This is a genomic window from Paraburkholderia ferrariae NBRC 106233, from assembly GCF_000685035.1.
GTDB lineage: Bacteria > Pseudomonadota > Gammaproteobacteria > Burkholderiales > Burkholderiaceae > Paraburkholderia > Paraburkholderia ferrariae.
The window spans coordinates 1-20,015 of the sequence record NZ_BAYB01000034.1 but is presented as its reverse complement, the minus strand read 5'-3'; the positions used below and the strand labels follow the sequence as shown (position 1 = coordinate 20,015).

General features: G+C 67.4%; 20 protein-coding genes. 7 read left to right on the top strand and 13 right to left on the bottom strand.

All coding sequences use genetic code 11. The features are described 5' to 3' along the window. Nucleotides 1–6 precede the first annotated feature (6 nt). The 3 genes from BFE01S_RS40650 (at nt 7) to BFE01S_RS40645 (ending at nt 1,886) form a co-directional block, all read left to right on the top strand. Nucleotides 7–603 carry an acetate uptake transporter gene (locus BFE01S_RS40650; RefSeq protein WP_042339009.1) on the top strand — a complete coding sequence of 199 codons (597 nt, stop codon included), beginning with the start codon at nt 7–9 and terminating at the stop codon, nt 601–603. A 233-nt stretch (nt 604–836) separates the two neighbouring features. Then, entirely contained in the window at nt 837–1,481 is a 645-nt protein-coding gene (locus tag BFE01S_RS29320) for a nitroreductase family protein (RefSeq protein WP_028228568.1), read from the top strand. 30 nt (nt 1,482–1,511) lie between these two features. Next, nucleotides 1,512–1,886, top strand: coding sequence for a hypothetical protein (locus BFE01S_RS40645; protein ID WP_042338970.1), 375 nt, complete (start codon nt 1,512–1,514; stop codon nt 1,884–1,886). A gap of 140 nt (nt 1,887–2,026) precedes the next feature. On the opposite strand, the gene ftsH is transcribed toward BFE01S_RS40645, so the two are convergent. The 9 genes from ftsH to BFE01S_RS29270 all read right to left on the bottom strand — a co-directional run bounded on the left by ftsH (nt 2,027) and on the right by BFE01S_RS29270 (nt 12,020). Then, nucleotides 2,027–3,952, bottom strand: coding sequence for an ATP-dependent zinc metalloprotease FtsH (ftsH, locus tag BFE01S_RS40640; RefSeq protein ID WP_042338968.1), 1,926 nt, complete (start codon nt 3,950–3,952; stop codon nt 2,027–2,029). 81 nt (nt 3,953–4,033) lie between these two features. Next, complete coding sequence (locus tag BFE01S_RS29305) at nt 4,034–4,354, bottom strand: hypothetical protein (protein WP_028228567.1); 321 nt, start codon at nt 4,352–4,354, stop codon at nt 4,034–4,036. A 46-nt stretch (nt 4,355–4,400) separates the two neighbouring features. Next, the gene (gene ppsA, locus BFE01S_RS40635; protein ID WP_156967188.1) at nt 4,401–6,878 is read right to left on the bottom strand and encodes a phosphoenolpyruvate synthase; all 2,478 of its coding nucleotides are present in this window, start codon (nt 6,876–6,878) and stop codon (nt 4,401–4,403) included. Continuing rightward, the gene (locus tag BFE01S_RS29295; RefSeq protein WP_028228566.1) at nt 6,875–7,324 is read right to left on the bottom strand and encodes a universal stress protein; all 450 of its coding nucleotides are present in this window, start codon (nt 7,322–7,324) and stop codon (nt 6,875–6,877) included. Before BFE01S_RS29295 ends, ppsA begins: the two co-directional genes overlap by 4 nt. A gap of 11 nt (nt 7,325–7,335) precedes the next feature. Continuing rightward, a complete protein-coding gene (locus BFE01S_RS40630; RefSeq protein WP_084170225.1) occupies nt 7,336–8,913 on the bottom strand; it encodes an efflux transporter outer membrane subunit in 1,578 nt (525 codons plus the stop codon). Next, nucleotides 8,891–9,976 (bottom strand): HlyD family secretion protein, encoded by a 1,086-nt coding sequence (locus BFE01S_RS29285; RefSeq protein WP_028228565.1) that lies wholly within the window; start codon nt 9,974–9,976, stop codon nt 8,891–8,893. Before BFE01S_RS29285 ends, BFE01S_RS40630 begins: the two co-directional genes overlap by 23 nt. Then, nucleotides 9,973–10,674, bottom strand: coding sequence for an ABC transporter ATP-binding protein (locus BFE01S_RS29280; RefSeq protein ID WP_028228564.1), 702 nt, complete (start codon nt 10,672–10,674; stop codon nt 9,973–9,975). The genes BFE01S_RS29285 and BFE01S_RS29280 overlap by 4 nt, the downstream gene beginning before the upstream one ends. 4 nt (nt 10,675–10,678) lie before the next feature. Then, nucleotides 10,679–11,815, bottom strand: coding sequence for an ABC transporter permease (locus BFE01S_RS29275; protein ID WP_028228563.1), 1,137 nt, complete (start codon nt 11,813–11,815; stop codon nt 10,679–10,681). 10 nt (nt 11,816–11,825) lie between these two features. Next, the gene (locus BFE01S_RS29270) at nt 11,826–12,020 is read right to left on the bottom strand and encodes a DUF2964 family protein (RefSeq protein ID WP_028228562.1); all 195 of its coding nucleotides are present in this window, start codon (nt 12,018–12,020) and stop codon (nt 11,826–11,828) included. A gap of 363 nt (nt 12,021–12,383) precedes the next feature. Here BFE01S_RS29270 and BFE01S_RS29265 point away from each other — a divergent pair, with 363 nt between their 5' ends. Then, nucleotides 12,384–13,226 (top strand): universal stress protein, encoded by an 843-nt coding sequence (locus BFE01S_RS29265; RefSeq protein ID WP_028228561.1) that lies wholly within the window; start codon nt 12,384–12,386, stop codon nt 13,224–13,226. Between the two features lie 45 nt (nt 13,227–13,271). Here the strand turns inward: BFE01S_RS29265 and BFE01S_RS29260 are convergent, their stop codons facing one another. The 3 genes from BFE01S_RS29260 to BFE01S_RS29250 form a co-directional block, all read right to left on the bottom strand. Next, nucleotides 13,272–14,216 carry a 1-phosphofructokinase family hexose kinase gene (locus BFE01S_RS29260; protein ID WP_028228560.1) on the bottom strand — a complete coding sequence of 315 codons (945 nt, stop codon included), beginning with the start codon at nt 14,214–14,216 and terminating at the stop codon, nt 13,272–13,274. 257 nt (nt 14,217–14,473) lie between these two features. Then, nucleotides 14,474–15,124: a BON domain-containing protein gene (locus BFE01S_RS29255; RefSeq protein ID WP_028228559.1), complete on the bottom strand. Its 651-nt coding sequence runs from the start codon at nt 15,122–15,124 to the stop codon at nt 14,474–14,476. A 67-nt stretch (nt 15,125–15,191) separates the two neighbouring features. Beyond that, a complete protein-coding gene (locus tag BFE01S_RS29250; RefSeq protein WP_028228558.1) occupies nt 15,192–15,938 on the bottom strand; it encodes a beta-ketoacyl-ACP reductase in 747 nt (248 codons plus the stop codon). 180 nt (nt 15,939–16,118) lie between these two features. Here BFE01S_RS29250 and BFE01S_RS29245 point away from each other — a divergent pair, with 180 nt between their 5' ends. Genes BFE01S_RS29245 through BFE01S_RS29235 form a run of 3 tightly spaced genes read left to right on the top strand, consistent with a single transcriptional unit; the run spans nt 16,119 to nt 18,878 of the window. After that, nucleotides 16,119–16,934, top strand: a complete 816-nt coding sequence (locus BFE01S_RS29245) for a universal stress protein (protein ID WP_028228557.1) — start codon at nt 16,119–16,121, stop codon at nt 16,932–16,934. A 60-nt stretch (nt 16,935–16,994) separates the two neighbouring features. Beyond that, complete coding sequence (locus BFE01S_RS29240; protein WP_028228556.1) at nt 16,995–17,807, top strand: universal stress protein; 813 nt, start codon at nt 16,995–16,997, stop codon at nt 17,805–17,807. A 54-nt stretch (nt 17,808–17,861) separates the two neighbouring features. Further along, nucleotides 17,862–18,878 (top strand): Acg family FMN-binding oxidoreductase, encoded by a 1,017-nt coding sequence (locus BFE01S_RS29235; protein WP_028228555.1) that lies wholly within the window; start codon nt 17,862–17,864, stop codon nt 18,876–18,878. Nucleotides 18,879–19,311: 433 nt separating this feature from the next. Here the strand turns inward: BFE01S_RS29235 and BFE01S_RS40625 are convergent, their stop codons facing one another. Continuing rightward, on the bottom strand, nt 19,312–19,770 hold the full coding sequence (locus BFE01S_RS40625) for a hypothetical protein (RefSeq protein ID WP_042338963.1): 459 nt from the start codon (nt 19,768–19,770) through the stop codon (nt 19,312–19,314). Between the last annotated feature and the right edge of the window lie 245 nt (nt 19,771–20,015).

Genomic DNA, 20,015 nt, shown 5'->3' with positions numbered 1-20,015 from the left:
TCGCTCATGAAATCCACCGCCCCCAACCCCGCTGCGCTCGGCCTCGCCGGATTCGCCCTCACGACGTGGCTGCTCAGCATGATCAATGCCGGCTGGTTCAGCGGCGACGCTCTCGGCCTCGTGCTCGCCTGCGCTCTGGCGTTCGGCGGCACGGCCCAGACGCTCGCGGGTCTCATGGAAGTTCCGCGCGGCAACACCTTCGGCGCCACGGCCTTCATCGCCTACGGTGCGTTCTGGTGGTCGCTGGCGCTCTATCTCCTGTTCCTCCACGAGCATGTCGTGCCTGCGTTCGTCGGCTGGTACCTGCTGCTGTGGGGCGTGTTTACGTTCTATATGTGGATCGCGACCTGGCGTGCCGCGCGCGCACTGCAACTGCTTTTCGCCGTGCTCTCGGTCACGTTCTTTCTGCTGGCGGCCAGCGAATGGACCGGGTCGCAGGCGATTCATCATGCGGGCGGCTATGCAGGACTCCTGACCGCGCTTATTGCGTTCTATCTGTCGGCGGCGGAGATCATCAACGAGACCCACGGGCGGCGCGTGCTGCCGACCGGAGCGCCGGCCAATGCGGGCGGGGAAGATCTGCGCGGCGCGCGCACCGCGTGACGCCGCCACGGGCCATGCGGGCGCCCGCGTGGCCCGGCCGTGCTTCACCTTCCTTGCAGGAAAACCACATGAAAACGGGCATCGTCAAATAGTTCGGCGACGCCGGAAGGCTTTCGGTCGCTACAGGATCAGCAGCGTGTGAGTTTTCAGGAAACTTCAGGGAACAATCGGACCGAAAGGCAAGCTTGCCATCGAGGTCCGGCCGATTCGAGGGGCTGTGACTGGAGAGTGCCATGACCGAAGTTCAACGCATCGATTACCCGCCTTTACCGCTGCTGCCGTCCGCGCCGGCGAGCGTCGCAGCCAGCGAATTCGTCGACCTGCCCCGCCCGCGTCTCGACGCGGGCCTGCCGCTGATGGCGGCCCTCGCGCGGCGCCAAAGCGTGCGCGAGTATGCGGACGCACCGATTGCGCTCGACACGCTCGGCGAACTGCTGTGGGCGGCCGACGGCATCAACCGCCCCGCAAGCGGCGGCCATACTGCGCCGTCCGCGCACGGCTTCAACGAGATCGACATCTATGTGGCACTGCCCCACGGTGTCTATCGCTATGAGCCCGCGCTCGATCGGCTCCTGCTCAAACATGCCGTGGACGCGCGCAACATGACCGGCTATCAGGACTTCGTCGGCAAGGCGGCGCTCGATCTCGTGTATGTGCTGCGCGGCTCGCAGGCGCTCGGCACGCCGCCGCGGCAACGCGAACTCTTCGCGGCCGTGGCCGTGGGCGCGATTGCCCAGAATGTTTCGCTGTACTGCGCATCGGAAGGGCTCGCCACCGTGGTACGCGGCTGGATCAACCACCGGCTGCTGGCCGACGCCCTGCGCCTGAACGAAGACGAATTGCCGATGCTGGCGCAGACCGTTGGCAGACCGCTTTGATTGTCGATACGAACCCCCTGGGAGCCAGTCATGAAAGATGCTTTTGAACGCCGCGCGTTGCTGCTGCAGCTTGGCAACGTTCTCGAGATGCTGGATTACGTGAAGGAACACGCCCACGGGGACCAGACGGTGGGCGATCTGTTACGAAAATACGAGGTGCCCGACATTCCCTTGCTGGCCAACGTGGCCCAGACCATGACCGTCGACGAGCTCGAGTGCCGCACCCTGCGCGCGTTCTGCCATTGGCCCGCGCTGCTGCTGGACTTGTCGCTCGATCATTACGCGCTGGCCGCGCCGGTGCGGGAACTGCTCTTCGACGACAATCCTTTTGGATGGGAGTCCTACACAGAATGCCTGGCCGACCAGGTGCCCTGGTTCGGCGCAGCCACGGCTGTACCGGCGTAGACCGCAAAAAAGAATCTGCTCACGCGCTGCCGGATGAGAGCAAGGCGCCCCGCGACACGCTGCTGACTCCGCACGGCCGGCCGTGGCCCCGCCTCGATGAGCGCTTCAAGCGGGCGCGGCATCGGGCGCCCTGCGCCAGATCACGCGGCGCGCTCGGCCGTGAGCGACGGCGACGGCGGCGCGTCCGGCGCCGCTTCTCCCGCGCATTCGTGCGCGCCCTCTCCCGGCGCCGGCTGGCCTGCCATCAATGCGATCAGTTCGTCGTGCTCCAGTACCTCGCGTTCGAGCAAGCGATTCGCGATCCGCTCCAGCGCATCGCGCCGCTCGGTGAGCGTGCGGACCACGCGTTCGTGGGCGTCGTCCAGCAGGCGGCGTACTTCGTCGTCGATGCGCTGCGCCGTGTGCTCGCCGCGACGCGGGCCGTCCGCACCGGCGAGGACGTGCCCCATGCCGCCGTCGTCGGCGCAGTTCGCAAGCCCGATGCGCTCGCTCATGCCGTAGCGGGCCACCATGTGCCATGCCATCGCAGTGGCGCGTTCGAGGTCGTTTTCCGCGCCGGTCGACACATCGTCGAACACGAGCTCTTCCGAGACCCGGCCGCCGATCAGCACGTCGAGCCGATCCAGCAGTTCGCTGCGCCGGAGCACGTAACGATCTTCGGTGGGCACCTGCTGCGTGTAGCCGAGCGCCGCGACGCCGCGAGGAATGATCGACACCTTCTTGACGGGGTCGCAATGGGCGCGGCTCTGGGCAACCAGCGCGTGCCCCGCCTCGTGGTAGGCGATCGTGAGCTTTTCCTGCGCGTTCATCACGCGGCTCTTGCGTTCGGAGCCCGCCAGCGCGCGATCGATGGCTTCGTCGAAATCCGCCATGGCGACATCGAGCCGGTCGGCTTCCGCCGCATGCAACGCCGCTTCGTTCACGATGTTCGCCAGATCGGCCCCCACGCAGCCGGGCGTGCGCGCCGCCAGTTCGTCGAGATCGACGTCCGCTGCGAGGGGCATCTTGCGCGTATGGACGGCGAGGATCTGGCGGCGGCCCACGAGGTCCGGGCGGTCGATGGCGATGTGGCGGTCGAAGCGCCCCGGACGCAGCAGCGCCGGGTCGAGCGTTTCGGGGCGGTTGGTGGCCGCCAGAATGATGACGCCGGTATTCGGTTCGAAGCCGTCCATCTCGACGAGCAACTGGTTGAGCGTCTGCTCGCGTTCGTCGTTGCCCGATGCGGGATTCGCACCGCGCACCTTGCCGATCGCATCGAGTTCGTCGATGAACACGATGCACGGCGCCTGACCCTGCGCCTGCTCGAAGAGGCTGCGCACGCGCGCCGCGCCCACGCCGACGAACATCTCCACGAACGAGGAACCGCTGATGGAGAAGAACGGCACGCCCGCTTCACCTGCGAGCGCCTTCGCCAGCAGGGTCTTGCCGGTGCCGGGCGCACCGAGTATCAGGATGCCTTTCGGGATCTTGCCCCCGAGCCGCCGGTAGCGCTCCGGGTGACACAGAAAAGAGACGATTTGCTGAAGCTCTTTTTTGGCCTCGTCGATGCCGGCAATGTCGTTGAACGTCGCCCCGGTTTCCCGCTGCACATAGACCTGCGCACGGCTTCGCCCGATCCCCATGAAATCGCGTGCCCCGCCGCCGCGCCGCATCATGAACTGCCAGACGAACACGAGCAGCAAAAGCGGGACGAGCCAGCCCGCCAGCGTGGACGCCCAGCCGTTGTCGAGCGCGCCGCGGTAGCGCATGCCGGAACTCGCAAGCCGGGCGGCCAGCGTGTCGTCGGGAACGCGGAGGGTCGAAAATGCGTAAGGGGGCGCCCCCGACCAGGACGCCGCGGCATCGGAGGCGGGAAGCATCGCCTTCGCCTGTTCGGAGCGCAGCTCGCCGGTGATGCGCGTGGGACTGATCTCGAGGTTATCGACCTGGTGTTCGTCCAGCAGGCGGCGGAAGTCGCTGTACGCAATGGCGGGTTCGCTCGGCGCGAGCCACAGGAACAGGAGCGGCACGAGCAACAGCAACCCCAGGAAAAACGCCAGGCTGCCGGGATCGAATTTATTCTTCATGGCAACTCCACTCCTCTCGTTGCGCTTCGGTCTTCATGGCCGCCCCCCGCTCTGCTGCGCAGTGGCGTCGAAACCGGCCGATCAGGCGGAGCGCGGCGGCTGGCGCACGGGCTGGGCTTCGCTGTCCGGGCGCACGCCCATGAACCCGCTGAGGTACGTCGTCCAGTCGGTCGCCGACGGTGCGGCAGCAGGAGATTGTGCCGCCAAAACCGGCGCCGAGGCAGACGCCCAGGCCTTTTCGAAGCCGAGGTACAGTTCGCGCAGCAGGCTCCCGAATGCCGCCTGGTTATGCGTCGCCTGGGTCAGATACTCTTCCCAGAAGCGTTCGCCGGCTGCGCAGTACTCGCTCAGCCACACCTGCCACCAGGGGGAAAAGAGCTCGATTTGGGGGATGTCTTTCATGTCACGCTCCTGATCCATTCGGTCTACGTTAAGAGCCCGGGGCGCCTTACAGCGGCATCCGTTCGGCCGCCGTCGCCGGCACGCCCGGTTGTGTACCCGGCTTCAAGTCGTCGCGCATCGGGTCGGGTTTCGAATCGGCGGCCGCGGCCTCGCTGGCGGCAACGCATTGTTTGACGGCAACGAAGCTGTCGGGGCTCACCGAAATCGAATCGATCCCGCACTCGACAAGAAACGCCGTGAACCCGGGACGATGCGCCGGCGCTTCGCCGCACAGCCCCACCTTCGCGCCGGCTTGATGGGCCTCGGCGATCACCCGGCGCACCATCCATTTGACGGCGTCGCTTTCTTCGTCGAAGAGCCCGGAAAGCTGTGCCGAGTCGCGGTCCACGCCGAGGGTGAGTTGCGTGAGATCGTTGCTGCCGATGGAAAAACCGTCGAACCGCTGCGCGAATTCGCGGGCCAGCACCACGTTGGAGGGGATCTCGCACATCACATAGACCTCGAGGCCGTGACGCCCGCGCTCGAGGCCGTTCTCCTTCATGACCTCCAGCACGCGGTCGGCCTCCTCCGGGGTGCGGCAGAACGGAATCATCACGACGACGTTGGTGAAGCCCATCGTTTCGCGCAGGCGCCGGATCGCGCGGCACTCCAGCGCAAACCCTTCGCGGTACTGCGGCGAGTAGTAGCGCGAAGCGCCGCGAAAACCCAGCATGGGATTCGCTTCGTGCGGTTCGAACTGCGCCCCTCCCACCAGGTTGGCGTACTCGTTGGTCTTGAAGTCGCTGGTGCGCACGATCACCGGATGCGGGAACTGGGCGGCCGCGATACGGCCGAGCGCGCGCGAGAGCGCTTCGACGAAATACTCCGTCTTGTCGGCGTACCCGGCGGTGAGAGCGTGAATGGTGCGTTTCGCGTAGGCATCTTTCAAACGATCGTAGTGGACGAGCGCCATGGGATGCACCTTGATCTGGTTGCCGATCACGAACTCCATGCGCGCGAGGCCCACACCATCGGCGGGCACGCGCGACCAGCGAAAAGCGGCCGCCGGGTTCGCGAGGTTCAGCATGATGGCCGTGCGCGTGGGCGGCAGGTTCGACAGGTCGATTTCCTCCGAGTCGAACTCCGCAATGCCTTCGTAGACGGCGCCCTCCTCGCCCTGCGCGCAGCTGACCGTGACCTGCTGGCGCTCGCGCAGCACCCGCGTGGCGTTGCCCGTTCCGACGATGGCCGGAAGACCCAGCTCGCGGCTCACGATTGCAGCATGCGAGGTGCGCCCGCCGTGATCCGTGACGATTGCCGAAGCGCGCCGCATGATCGGCACCCAGTCCGGATCGGTGTTCTGCGCGACCAGTACCGCCCCGTCAACGAAGCGCGCCATGTCGCGCGGCTGCTCGATCACGCAGACGGCCCCGGCCCCGATCGCCTCGCCGACGCTCATGCCCGAGAGCAGTTTCGCTCCCGTCTTGCCGAGGTGCCAGGTCTTGAGCGCGCCCGCGCCGCGGCGCGACTGGACCGTTTCCGGCCGCGCCTGGACGATGAAGATCTCGCCGGTTGCGCCGTCTTTCGCCCATTCGATGTCCATCGGGCATCCGTAGTGCGCCTCGATCAGACAGGCCCAGCGCGACAGCTTCAGTATTTCGTCGTCTTGCAGCACATAGGCCGTGCGTTCGGCCAGCGAAGTGCGCACGTTTCTCGTGGGCTGCGCGCGACTGCGCGAGCGGATCATCTTGAGCGCCTTGGCGCCGCATTTCTTGCCGACGATGGGCGTCACGGTGCGGTCGTCCAGCAGCGGCTTGAAGACCTCGTACTCGTCCGGATCGACGGCGCCTTGCACGACGTTTTCGCCGAGCCCCCACGCGGCGTCGATCAGGACCAGCTGGTTGAAGCCGGTTTCGGTGTCGATGGAAAACATCACGCCCGCGCCGCCCAGATCGGCTCGCACCATCTGCTGCACCCCCACCGAAATCGCCACTTCCAGCGCGGCAAGCGACCTGGACTGCCGGTAGCTGATCGCGCGGTCGGTGAAGAGCGAGGCGTAGCAGCGCCGGCACGCGTCGAGCACCGCGTCGGCGCCCGAAACGTTCAGGAACGTCTCGAACTGGCCGGCGAAGCTGGCTTCGGGCAGGTCTTCGGCCGTTGCGCTCGAACGCACCGCCACGCCGAGCCGCTCGTTGCCGCTGTGGCGGCACAATTGCGCATAGGCGCTCCGGATCGCGTGGGCAATCTCCTCGGGCCACGTGCCGCGCAGGATCGCGGAACGGATCAGCTCGCCGGTTTGCGCGAGCGAGCTCCGCTGGGCTTCGAGATCGTCGAGCGCCGTGGCGATGACGTTGCCGAGGCCATTCGCTTCGATGAAGTCGCGAAACGCCTGCGTCGTGGTGGCGAACCCCGGCGGCACCTTGATGCCGAGCGGCGCGAGGTTCGCGTTCAACTCGCCCAGCGACGCGTTCTTGCCGCCCACTTTCAGAAGATCGGCGCGCGTGACGTCCGAAAGCCAGAGCACAGGCGCGGCGGCGGCCTTCACGACTCGCCCCGCACGAGCAGCACCGGGCACTCCGAGAGCCGCACGAACGCCTCCGCCACGCTGCCGAGGAATGCGCGCTTCACGCCGCGCCGCCCGTGCGGGCCGAGCACGACGAGTTGGGCGCCATAGTGCGCGGCGCAGCGTTGCAGGCATTCCGCGACGCTTTCGTTGACGTTTTCCGGCGCCAGCAACTGCGTCTCGCAATTCACTCCGAGCGCCTTCGCCTCGGCGCGCGCGGTTTCGAGCTGCTGCGTGGCCGCTTCGCGGTAGGTATCGAGCAGATCCGGCGGAATGTAGATCAGCCCCATGCCGAGGCGAGACAGGACTTCCATCACGTGTACCGCGCACACCTGTCCGCCTGTCAAACGCGCGAGCCTCAGTGCCTCGGCCAGCGCCTCTTTCGACGTGTCGCTGCCGTCGAACGCAACCAGAATTTTTTGGTACATGCTCTGCCTCCTTACCCGGCGATGCCCGGGGCTCGTTGCCCATCATCGGATCGCACGGTTTTAAGCCCTTGATTTGAATCAAGAGACGAGATGCCGCCAGGCGCCTGCTCCGCGTCGTGCCAGCCGCCGCCCAATGCCGCGTAGAGGGCCACGGTGTCCTGCAGCCGCTGGGCGTCGGCCTCCAGCCAGGCGATTTGCGCCTGATGCAACTGCCCGTCGGCGACGAGAATCTGCAGGTAATCGACCGTGCCCGCCCGATAGTCGGCGCGCAGCAGGCGCAGCGCTTCCCGTGCCGCCACCAGCGCGCGCGTTTGCGCATCCAGTGCGCCGGCGTCGTATTCGAGCGCGTAGAGCACGTCCGCCACCTGGGCGAAGGCGCCTAGCACCGTCTGCCGGTATTGCGCCCGCGAGGCGTCATAGGCGTCCTGGGCGGCCTTGCGCCCGTACCACAGCGTGCCGCCCTGAAAGAGCGGCGCGGTTGCGTCCGCGGCCAGATCCCACGACTGGCCCGCGCGCGCGCCCAGTGTCGCGACCGATGTGCCCGCCAGGCCGCCGCCTGCCGACAGGGTGATGTTCGGCAGCATGGCGGCCGTGGCCACGCCGACCCCGGCGCTCGCCGCGTGCAGCAGCGCTTCCGCCTGCAGCACGTCGGGCCGCTGGCGCACCAGTTCGGACGGCACGGTCTGCGGCAGGTCCGCCGGCAGCGCGACGTCCTGCAGCGAGAAGGCGGGTGCGGACCATTGGGCGGGCAGCGCCCCCGTCAAGGTGGCCAGCAGATCCGCCGCCTGGGCGAGCTTTTGCTGCAGCACCGGCAGCGAGGCCTCCAGGGTGGCCTGCTCGTTCTCCAGCGTGAGCACCGCCGCGTAGGCGGCGGTGCCGGCGATCGCCCGCTCCCTCGAGATGCGGACCTGCTCGCGCACGAGCTCGATCATCTCCCGCGTTGCGTCGATCTCGTCGTGCCAGGCGGCGCGCGCGATCATCGTGTTCACGACGTTCGATGCGATGGTGAGATAGGCGGCCTCCAGCGCGTAACGCTGCGCGTCGCGCTGCGCGGCGAGTTGCTCCACGAGGCGGCGGTTGCCGCCCCACAGATCGATGGCATAGCTCACCGAGGCGGACAGCGTGAACAGATTGAACAGATACGGCGTCGCCTCCGAGCCGAGATGCAGCGGCGCATAGCGCTGACGCGACGCACCGGCGCCGGCCGCCACCTGCGGATAGAAGATGCCGGCCCCGGCGCGCAGTTGATGATCGGCACGCTGCAACGAGGCCTCGGCCTGGGCGAGCGTGGCGTTGCCCGTCAGCGCATCGTCCACGGCCGAATCGATCTCCTTGCAGCCGAACTGCGTCCACCAGTCGTTGCGTACCGGCACGCCGGGGCGCAAGGTCTGCGCCGCGCCCGCCGCCTCGAAGGTCGTGGCCCCGTCGGCCCGCACATACGAATCCACGCGCGGCAGCGGAGGGCGTGAGAAGTCCGGCCCGACCGCACAGCCCGGCAGCACGACCGCGGCAGCCAGCAAGGCCGGGGCGGCCGGCGCGAGCGCAAGACGCGCGCGCTGGATGAGCCTAACGAGCGGCAATGTACACATCGACGATCTGCCCTGGATAAAGCCGCAGCCCCGCCTTCGGCACCACGCGGAAGATGACCGGCAGCACGCGCAGGTCCACGCGTTCGGTGCGCTGATCGGACAGTTCGATCTTCGGCGTGACGTAAGGCTGGATGCGCTCGAAATGCAGGTCCGCGTCCATGTTCGCGCCGCGCACGCTCATGCGCGCTTCGAGCTTCGACGGGTCCGGCAGCCGCGAGATCAGGATTTCATCCACATAGCAGCGCACGGCAAGGTGCTCCGGCGCCGTGCCGAGCACGATCACGGGTTCCATGCCCTGCGTGTAGGTGTCGTACACGCCCTGTTGCGAAAGATAGGACCCTTGTGCCGTGTTCACCGCGAGCACCACGCCGTCCGAAGGCGCGCGCAGCGTGTAGTGCGCGAGCAGGGCCCCGGCCGAGGCAGCGGCCTTGCGCAGCGCCTCGACCTGGCCCTGCTGGTTCCGGACGTCGTAGACCCACGCCCCCGCGCGCGTCAGGCGGTCCTGGCGGGACACGACATCGAGGTTGGCATGCGCGACCCGTACCGCGTTTTCCGCGTTGTCGAGCACGTCCCGGCTCACGGCTTTCGGGTCGATGTCCCACGCCTGCTTCTGCTTGGCATAGGTGTCCTCGGCCATCTTGAGGCTCGCCCGGGCGGCCTGCACCTGGGCATCGGCCACGTCGCGCGTTTCCGGCCGCGGCTGCGCCTCGAGTTCTTCGAGCAACGCTTCGGCGGCGCTCGCCTGCGCCACGAGCTGTTCGGCATTCGCGCGCTGGACGGAGTCGTCGATGGTCAGGAGAATGTCGCCAGCCTTTACGCGGTCGCCGTCATGCACGTAGAGCCGCGTGACGGGCCCCGTGACGTCGGGGTAGAGATTGACGTTGGCGCCCGCGGTCTGGTCGCTTTCGACGATACCGGTGGCGTAGACGCCATGTGCATAAGGGTTGGCCGCCGGCTGGAACACGGGCGGCTGCGGCGGCTGCTGGATGCCGAACACCCAGGCGGCCACCAGGCTCGCGAGGAAGCCGGCGAACGCCGCGGCGAACAAAAGCCGATGCTTCATCGCGCGCCTCCCGGGGCAATGTCCTTGAGCTTGCCGTCCTCCATGTGCAGGATGCGGTCGGCGTACTCGAAAATCCGGGCGTCGTGCGTGACGATCACGATGCAGCGTTTGTCGTTGAGCACCTGATGCTTGACGAACTCGATGATGTTGCGCCCCGTGTCGCCGTCGAGCGAGGCGGTCGGCTCGTCGAACACGAGAATGTCCGGCTGGCTCACGATGGCGCGCGCAATCGCCACGCGCTGCTGTTCGCCGCCGGAGAGCTTCACGGGCGGCAGGGCCGCGCGCCCGGCAAGGCCGACGACCTCCAGATAGCGCTGCGCCTCGGCGATCGCGTCGTCCCACGGCCGGCGCTTGAGGATCAGCGGAATGGCTACGTTTTCAGCCGTGGTGAGACGCGGAAACAGATGGTAGTCCTGAAAGACGAAGCCAATGCGGTTGAGCCGGAACTCCGCGAGACGGTCGGCCGGCTGGGCCCACAGATTCACGCCGTCGATCGAGACCGTGCCCGCGTCGGGCCTGAGGATGCCGGACACGACGCTTAGCAGCGTGGTCTTGCCGCTGCCCGAGGGTCCGACGATCAGCACCATCTCGCCAAAGCGCGCCTGCATGGACACGCCCTGCAGCGCCTGGGTGCGCGCCGCGCCTTCGCCGAACCATTTGTCGAGCGCCTGCGCGTCGATGGCGATCTGTTCCGTCATGGCATCAACCCCGGAAGATGTCGAACGGCTCGATGCGCAGCACGCGGCGCACGCCGAGGTAGCTGGAGAGCGCGGCGATCACCACCACCATCGCGAACGCCAGCACGAGGTTGCCGTAGGTGATCATGGCCGCGTAGTCGCGTATGCGCAGCCGCGCGAGTTCGATGGACGCGGCGCACAGGCCGACGCCGAGGCCATAGCCCGTGAGCGAGGTGAAGGCCGCCTGGAACAGGATCATCGCGACCAGTTCCCGCCGTTTCGCGCCGATGGCCTTGAGCGCGCCGAACTTCTCCAGGTTCTCGAGAATGAACGTGTAGAAGGTCTGCCCGGAGATCGACAGGCCCACGACGAAGCTGATCGCCGTCATCAGAAGGATGTTGGTGCCAAGGCTCGTCTCGTACTTGTAGAAGTCCGAAATATGCTGCATGAACTCTTCTTTCGTGTAGGCGACGTAGCCAAGCTGCGCCACCGCAACCTTGATGTGCGCGATATCGGCTTCCGACTTGGGCTCCACGAGGATGTACGAAGTGGTGTAGCGGGTCGAGGGGATGTACTGGATGGCGCGGCTGTACGTGGTGTAGAGCGTGGGCGTGCCGAACAGGCTGCCGCTTGCCACCGCGGCGATGCCGACTACCACGGCGCGGTGATCGTTCAGCTCGAAGTCGGTGCCGGGCGCCGGGCTTTCGAGCTTGTAGAACTCGGCGTCCTGCACGGCGATGAAGCCGTTCTCCGCAAAGATGTCTTCGATGCGGCCCGACTTCATCTTCGGCCACCCGTAGAGCGTGGTGTCGTCCAGCCCGATCACGGTCGTCGCCTGGTAGGTGCCGTCGTGCAGCTTGACGAGCGCCGCGCCCGAGTACAGGGGCACGGCGTACTTGACGCCGTCGATGCTGCGCACGGCGTCGAGCACGTAGTCGGGCATGCCGATGCTGCTCGCGATCGTCTGCACCGCCGGGTCCATCACCCAGATCCTGGCGCCGACGTTGATGACGGTTGAGGAGGAACGGTTGAGAATCCCGGCGAACATCGACGTCATCTCGACCATCAGGAACACCGCGAACGTGATGCCGATGAGCAAGGCCGTGAATTTGGCGCTGTCGTTGACGAGCAGCTTGAAGGCGAGACGCAGGATGCCCGGCATGGCGATCCGTCTAGTCTTCATGATCGCGCGGCGTGGGATTGAGCAACATGACAAAGCAGGCCGCGCCGGCAAGCAGCGCGGCCGTGCCGTAGCGGAACCGCACCCATGTGTCGAACGCGAGGCCGTCGAGCGCCAGGAAGAGCCCGGCCAGCGCCGCGAACACGGCCACTGTCGCGCACACGATTCGCCATTGCGCGCGGATCATGGGGCGCTCCCTGCGTGCGGGCACGGTAGCGAAGGAAGGCATTGCATGGCGGGTCTCCGGTGAGGCGGGTGGCGCTCAGGTAACCGCTCATCCTGTACTGCACAGGCGCGTGCCCAACCCGCAGGACCGATTCTGCGGCGCATGCCCTCCGCGCCCTTGACGTGTATCAAGCGGCAGCGCGATAGGCCCGGGCGCTACCCGCTGCACTTACGTAAGGCGCGAGACGCCGGCTGCCCGGCCCCGCAATTGACATACGTCAACGCCGCCCGGAACGTAGCGGCAAAACTGGGGAAATTCGCAGCCGCGTGGCGAGGCATCGCTTCGCGCATCCGCACTGCGCCACCAGCCGGAGGAGACGCCGCCATGGATTACCAGACCCTGCTGCTCTATCTCGACCCCACCGACCGGAGCAGCGAGCGGCTCGATTTTTCGCTGGCGCTCGCGAGCCGGTTCGGCGCGCATCTCGTCGGGCTGTATTCGCCGTTCACGTCTTCGGCGCGCGAGTGCTTCATCGTCGCCGGTTGCGCGCCTTACTACGACACGTACTGCGCTGTGCGCCGCGGGCAGCAGAAGGCGGCAGAAGACGCATTTCGCCTCGCCTTGCGGCGCAGCGGCGTGAGCGGAGACTGGCTCGGGTTCGACGACTACGCCGAGCTACCGATCATCCGCCGCAGCCGCCACGCCGATTTGCTCATCGCGGAGCAGGCCAATCCCGATAGCGACGCCTTTGCCCTGCGCCGGCGCTTTCTGGAGGACCTGGTTCTGACGTCGGGCAGGCCGGTGCTGGTCCTCCCCTATGCGGGCACCCTGCGTGCGGTGGGCCAGTCGATCGTGATCGCCTGGGACGGCGGCCGCGAAGCCGCCAGGGCCGTGCACGACGCCATGCCTCTGCTGCGGGCTGCCAAGCGCGTAACGGTGCTGCACATCGAGGCCGGCGATGGGCCGCGCGCCGCGGCACGCGGTGTGCAGGGATGGGAGATCGACCAGATGCTCGCCAGGCACGGGATCAACGTCGATTTCGCGCAGGCTCTCAGCGATTCGGACGAGACCGCGAGCGATGCCTTGCTCTCATGGATGGCGACGAGTGGATGCGACCTGATCGTGGCCGGCGCCTACAGTCATCTGCCTTGGCGCGAGCATCTGCTCGGTGGGGTGACGCGGGCCATGCTCGAATCGGCGACCGTGCCCGTACTGCTCTCGCATTGAGCGCCGGAGCGCGCGCGACATCGACAGCGAAGCGGCACAACACGCTCAGGCGGCCAGGGTTGCCGTCTCGTAGAGGCGCTGCACCTGTGCCGGGTCGCAGAGCGCCGTACCGGTTGTCAGCAAGGTCGCCGACGCGGCTGCCTGGGCAAGCCGCACCGCCGTGGCCAGCGCCTCGCCCCGGCGCAAGGCAACGATCAGCCCGGCAAGAAAGCTGTCGCCCGCGCCGATGGCGCTCGATACCGGCACCGGCAACGCCTTCACGCGCAAGATCTCCTCGGAAGTGACGAGAAGCGCCCCCCGTTCCCCAAGCGTCAAGGCGACGATTTCCGCGCATCCTTCTCCGACCAGCCGGCGCGCTGCCGCGATCTGCTGCGCTTCGTCTTCGAGCGGCTGGCCGGCAAACCCCGCGAGTTCGCCCAGACTCGGTTTCACGAGATAGACGCCGGCTTTCAGCGCCTCCACAAGCGGCGCCCCCGATGTATCCAGCACCACCCGTACGCCGCGCGCACGGGCCCGCTGCGCCATCTCCGCATACGCGTTCGCGCTCATGCCGGGGGGCAAGCTGCCGCTCAGCACGAGGTATCGCGGCTGCGGCGCGAGCGACTCGAAAACCTCGAACGCACTCCTCCATTCGGATGTGCCGATCTGCGGCCCCGGCAGCACGAAGCGAAATTCGCGGCCCGTCGCGCGCTCTTTCACCGAGAAGTTCTCCCGCGTTTCGCCCGCGATGTGCACCCGGCGGCTTGCCACGCGCTCCGCCAGGAGCATCTGCTCCAGCAGGTTGCCGGCCACACCGCCCGCGAGATAGAGCGCGAGGCAGTTGGCGTGCTCGCCGTCGAGCCGCTGGATTACCCGCGCGACGTTGATGCCGCCGCCGCCCGGGTGCCGGCTCGCGGGCTCGCAGCGCAGCTTGTGCGTATCGACCATCTGCTCCACCGCCGTGGAGAGATCCACAGCGGGATTGACCGTCAGCGTCAGAATATCCACCATGCCTGGCTCGCTTTTTCCCTATAGGACAAGGCCAACACCGTTCCACACGACGACCGGCAGCACGCCCGGTGACGGCTCGCGGGTGCGCATGCGGGCGCGAACCCGACTCAAGACCAGGGGATCGCCGATCCCACCGTTCACCCCAAGAAGAGCCGCCAGGTCCGCCGCCGAAAACCGCTCGCCGGCTGCCGTCACGCTCGCCCGAGCCGTTGCCGCGGAAGCCGGCGAAACGCGGCTCGCGCTGGCGCCAGGCCGCGTCATTCCACGATCAGATCGTCCACCACGGCACGCACGCCCGGCGCCGCCCACGCGGCGCCACGCGCCACGGCGCGTTCGGCAAACGAGTGAACCTTGCCGGACAGCGTCACCGTGCCTTCGTGCACGCTCACCTGAATATGGCGTGCCTCCCGGTCGGCGTGGCGCCGCATGGCGGCCAGGATGTCCTTGCCGATCTTTTCCGGCTCCACCTTGTGCCTGACCTCGATCTGGCTGACCACGTCCGCAACGCCGCGCAGCTGCGCGACCGCGCGCATCGCCGTCTGGCTCTGCCAGGGCCATTCGACTGCCCCCTTGAGCACGACGTGCCCCTTCTCGACCTGCACCTGCACCGCGTCTTCGCTCAACCCGGCCGTCCAGCGCAAGACGGAACGCGCGATGTGCGCAATGTCCTCGTCGGTCCGGACGTCGTTGCCCGGCAGATCCACCCTCAGCCCCACCACCAGCGCCCGCACGCCGCCCACGCGCTGGGCGGCCTGTTCGGCCGCGAGCTTCTCGCCGAGGCTGGCGAGATGGCCGGTCAGCGTGACCACGCCGTCTTTCACCTCTACGCCGATATTCGAAGCCGTCACCGCCGGCTCCCACTCCAGTTCCTCTTCTACGTCGTGCTTGAGCTGCAGATCCGTCTTCATTGCTGCCTCCATCGAAGTGTGTCCTGGCCGGACGGCCGACCCGGGCATGGCGCCCGGCCGCGCTCGTTCAGCCCATGTGCATTCCGCCGTTGACGGCAATGTCGGCGCCCGTCACGAACGCGCCGTCGTCCGAGCACAGATAGGCAATCAGCGAGGCCACTTCCTCGGGATGCCCCAGCCGGCCCACCGGAATCTGCGGCAGGATGCGCGTCTGCATGATCTCCTGCGGCACCGCCTCCACCATCGCCGTGGCCAGGTAGCCCGGCGAAACGGTGTTCACCGTGACGCCGTGCTTTGCGACCTCCAGCGCGAGCGACATGGTGAAACCGTGGATGCCCGCCTTCGCAGCCGCATAGTTGGTTTGCCCGAATGCGCCGCGCGAACCGTTGACCGAGCCGATGTTCACGACGCGTCCGAAACGGCGCTCCACCATGCCGGGCAGGAAGGGCTTCGTGAGATTGAACATGCTGTCGAGATTGGTGCGCAGCACGTCGTCCCAGTCCTGCTTCGAGAGCTTGAGGAAGCTCGCGTCGTGCGTGATGCCGGCGTTGTTGATCAGCACGTCGACGGCGCCGAATTCCGCCACCACTCTTTTCGCACACTCGATGCAGGAATCGTAGTTCGCCACATCGAGCTCGAACGCATGAAACGAGCGGCCCGCGTCGCGTTCGCGATGCAGCCAGGTCGCCACGTGATCGTTTTGCTCCGAATGCGACATCGCGACGATAAAGCCGGCATCGTGCAGCCTGCGACTGATCGCGGCGCCCAGCCCTCCCATCCCGCCACTTACAAATGCAACGCGTTCGCTGCCCATGACCACCCCTCCTCGCAAGTCGGCGACCGGCCGCGTATGGGCGCGATCGCATCGTGGCTCAACTATAGGGAGCGGCCTGAAGCCACGATTGACGTGCATCAATCGGGTTCCGGCTTCGGTGCCTAGACTGAGCCACACAGAACGCCGCATGGGTGGCCCTTTCAGCGTGGAGCGCCGATCATGGAGTACCGCAGCATTCTTGTTCATCTGGACGAAAGCGAACATGCGCAAAGCCGCCTCGATATCGCGCTGCGCATCGCGAAACGGCACGGCGCGCACGTGAGCGTGCTCTTCGCGCCCGTGCAGCCCGAGCATCGCGCCGATTACGCCCGCTTCCCCGAAGAGGGCTATTGGGCTGCGCGCCGGCGCGAACTGGCCGAACGCTGCCGCGAACACGAGCATGCCTTCCATGCGCGCCTGGCGGAACAGGACCTCAAGGGCACGTGGCGCACGACGGAGGACGCGCAGCACGACTTGCTGCGGCGCGCGCGTTTCGCAGACCTGATCGTGGTGGGGCAGACCGGCCCCGGCGATCCGTTGCAGGCGCGCGTGACGCTGGCCGCGGGCCGGCCGGTCTTGTGGGTTCCCTCCGCGGGGGCTTTCCCGACTATAGGCGAGCGCGTGCTGGTGGCGTGGGACGACGGCCAGTCCGCCACGCGCGCGCTGTACGACGCGTTGCCGTTCGTGCGGCTCGCAAGCCACACCACGCTCGTGACCGTGACCCCGTCGCGTAACCAGCGGGACCGCATTCCCGGCGCCGACGCGGGCCTCGTGCTGGCGCGGCACGGCCTCGACGTGGAAGTCGTCGGGCTGCATCCGGCGCCGACCGGCACGATCTGCGAGGCCCTGCTCGCGCGCGTGGAGCAGAGTCGCAGCGACCTGCTCGTCATGGGCGCCTATGGCCACGCGCGCTGGAAGGAACTGATCCTCGGCGGCGTGACGAAGACCCTGATGGATTCGATGCCGCTGCCGGTGCCCGTACTGATGTCGCATTGACCGGATCGCGCTGCCGCACGACGCGCTGGCTTCCCGACCGCCCCCTAAGGAAAAATCGCCATGTGCTACAAGACCCTGCTCGTTCACCTCGACGACTCGGAGCGATGCGCAGTGCGTCGCGCATTCGCACTGGATCTTGCCGAACGCTTCGACGCCCATCTCATCGGTTTCTATCTGCCGCATACGGCATGGCCTGCCCGCGCACCGGCGGCCGACTCCCGCACGCCGGAGGAACGATGCGAGCTCGCCCGGACACAGTTTCTCGAAGCGGCCGCGCGCGCGGGCCGCAGCGTCGAATGGCGCGCGCCGTGGCCGTGCGACGCCGTGGTGGCCACGCTGCATGCGCGCCATGCGGACCTGCTCGTGCTCGGACAGAACGAAAACGGCGATCGCGGCCTTCAGGCGAGCGAGCGCTTCGTCACGCACCTGGTGATGACGGCAGCCCGGCCCGCCATCGTGGTTCCGCAAGCCGGCGATTTCCCGGCACCCGGGCAGAACGTCCTGATCGCGTGGGACGGCAGCCGCGAAGCCGCCCGTGCTGCTTCCGACGCGCTGCCGCTGTTGCGGCGCGCCAATGCGGTATCGATCGAGATGATCGTGCCGCACCGGGAGTCCGCCCGCATGCGCGCCGAGGAGGAACTGCTGGACGCGGCCGCGTGGCTCGATCTGCACGGCATCTACGCTTCGTTTCACGAAAGCGCCGCGCGAGGCTTCGAGACCGGTGCGGCGATCCTGAGCCGGGCCAGCGACGTGCACGCCGATCTGATCGTGGCGGGCGCCTACGCCCATGCACGCATCGAGGAACGCGTGCTCGGCGGGGTGACGCGCACGCTGCTCGAGTCGATGACCGTCCCGGTCCTGCTGTCCCACTGATCCGCTACGGATCCACTACGGATCCGTTGCCCGCTCTGACAAAGGAGTTCCGCCATGCTCGACAATCCGCTCGCGTCTTCCCATGCAAGCGAAGCTGCCGACGACTTCGCCGTGCGCTTTGCACTGCGTCATGCCACCCTCGCGCCGTCGAGCCATAACAGCCAGCCCTGGCGCTTCGTGCTCGGCAAGGACAGCATCATGCTGTGCGCCGACCGGCTGCGAGCGTTGCCCGTGGTCGATCCGTACGACCGGGAGCTCATCATCAGTTGCGGCGCGGCGCTGTTCAACCTGCGCGTGGCACTCGCCAGTCTCGGCATCGGCTATGCCATCACCTTGTTCCCGTCGAGCGTCGATCCCGATGTGCTCGCCGAAATCCGGCTGCTGCGCAACCACGCCACCGGCGCGGAACTCGCCGCGCTCGTGGGCGCGATCCAGGAGCGCGTCACCACGCGCCACGCGTTTTCTCCGGAACCCGTGGACGCCGCCATCGAACAGCATCTGCTCGAAGCCGGGCGCGCCGAAAACGTGGAGATGGCTTGCGTGAGCGCCATGGCGCGCCGCGAGGCGGTTGCCGACCTCGTGGCCGAAGCCGACCGGCAGCAGTTTGCCGATTCGAGGTTTCGGCGCGAACTCGCGAGATGGATCCATCCGCGCCACACCGAAGACGGCATGCCGGCCTACGCGGCCGGGCTCGGCGATCTCCTCGATTTTGCGGCACCGCTCGTGGCTTCGGCGATCCGCACCTTCGATTTAGGGGGCGGAGTCGCCGCCACACATCGCGAGCTGGCGGCAGGCTCGCCCTTGCTGGTCTGCTTTGCCACCGGCGTGGACAATGCACCGGCGTGGCTCGCCACCGGTCAGGCGCTCGAACGCGTCTTGCTGACGGCGACCCTGCACGGTCTGTGCGCTTCGTATCTCAACCAGCCTGTCGAGGTCGAAGCGCTGCGCGCGCGGGTGCCTGCGCTGTTCGGTCTGCCCGACACGTGCATCCCGCAGATTGTCTTGCGCATCGGGCGCGGAACCCCGGATGCGGCCACGCCTCGCCGCCCGGTCGACGAGGTGGTTGCATAGCGGCGCATGCGTGCCGGCATCGCTCCTTGCCACATTGCCGGACGGGCACTGACTGCGCCTGCCCTGCCATGCTTATGAGCGATGGGCTCGGGTCTGCCCTGCCTTTATATGTCCGGCGGCGAGGGATTCGTCCGGCTTTCCGGAGCCCCCCATGCATACGGCAGCGTCCGTGCCCTGTTGGCACAGGCGCAACGACAGCAGCATCGCGATATCGGACCGGTACGGCCTGCTGATCGCGTTCGGACTGCCCGGCAGGCGCTAACGCATGCTTCAAACCGGCGGCTCGCTTTCGGCCGGTTCGCTTTCGGTCGATAGCCGGCCCGGAGCGGGCGTCACGGGGCGTGCTTCACGATTGCCGCTGAATTCGGCGTTGCCGGTCGAGATCCTCCGGAATCCCGGGCGTTCCGCTTAGCGCAGACCGCCCCGGGCCTCCTCACCGGACGCCGCCCAGTTCGCGCGCAAATTCGAGCTGCACCTCGCGCAACTGCGGGGCGCAGCGCCGGTAGGCCCAGCCGGGGCCGCCATCGGTGCTGTACATGCCGCGGCACATGCCTTTCAGGTGAATCGTCGTCGTGCCGTCGGCCGCCGTATAGCGTTCCGCCCAGAAGTACGCGACGCCGAACTCGTGCGGCTCGCGCGTTTCGATCGACTCTTGCGTAACGCGCTCGACCGGCGTGGGCGAATGCGACTCGACGAAGGCGCGCGTGCGCTCCCAGGCCTGTGCGCACGCACCGGGCGTCGCACACTCGATAGCTGCCTGCTCGCGCGCGGCCTCCAGCGCGGTTTCCGATTGCTGGAACGCTTCCAGCCGATCCTGGGTCGCACAGGCCGCCAGCATGCCCGCGAGCAGAAGCGAAACGAAATCCCGAAACACCTTCGATCTGCGAACCATTACCGGGACTCCGATCTGGAACGGGCCCGCGACGGCGAGCCACCTGTCCCACTATAAAAAAAGGGGTGCCCCGCGCGATTGACCTGGCTCAAGCCGGGCCCCGGCCCGAACCCTGCCGGCCGGACTGACCCAGGCGCTCGCGAAGGCCATTGCCTCACGCAACGGGGTCATGCATGCTGATTACCGGAAGACGCTGTGCTGGCTCGCCAGCATGACCGGTGAGCCGGCACGCACGTCCGTCACCC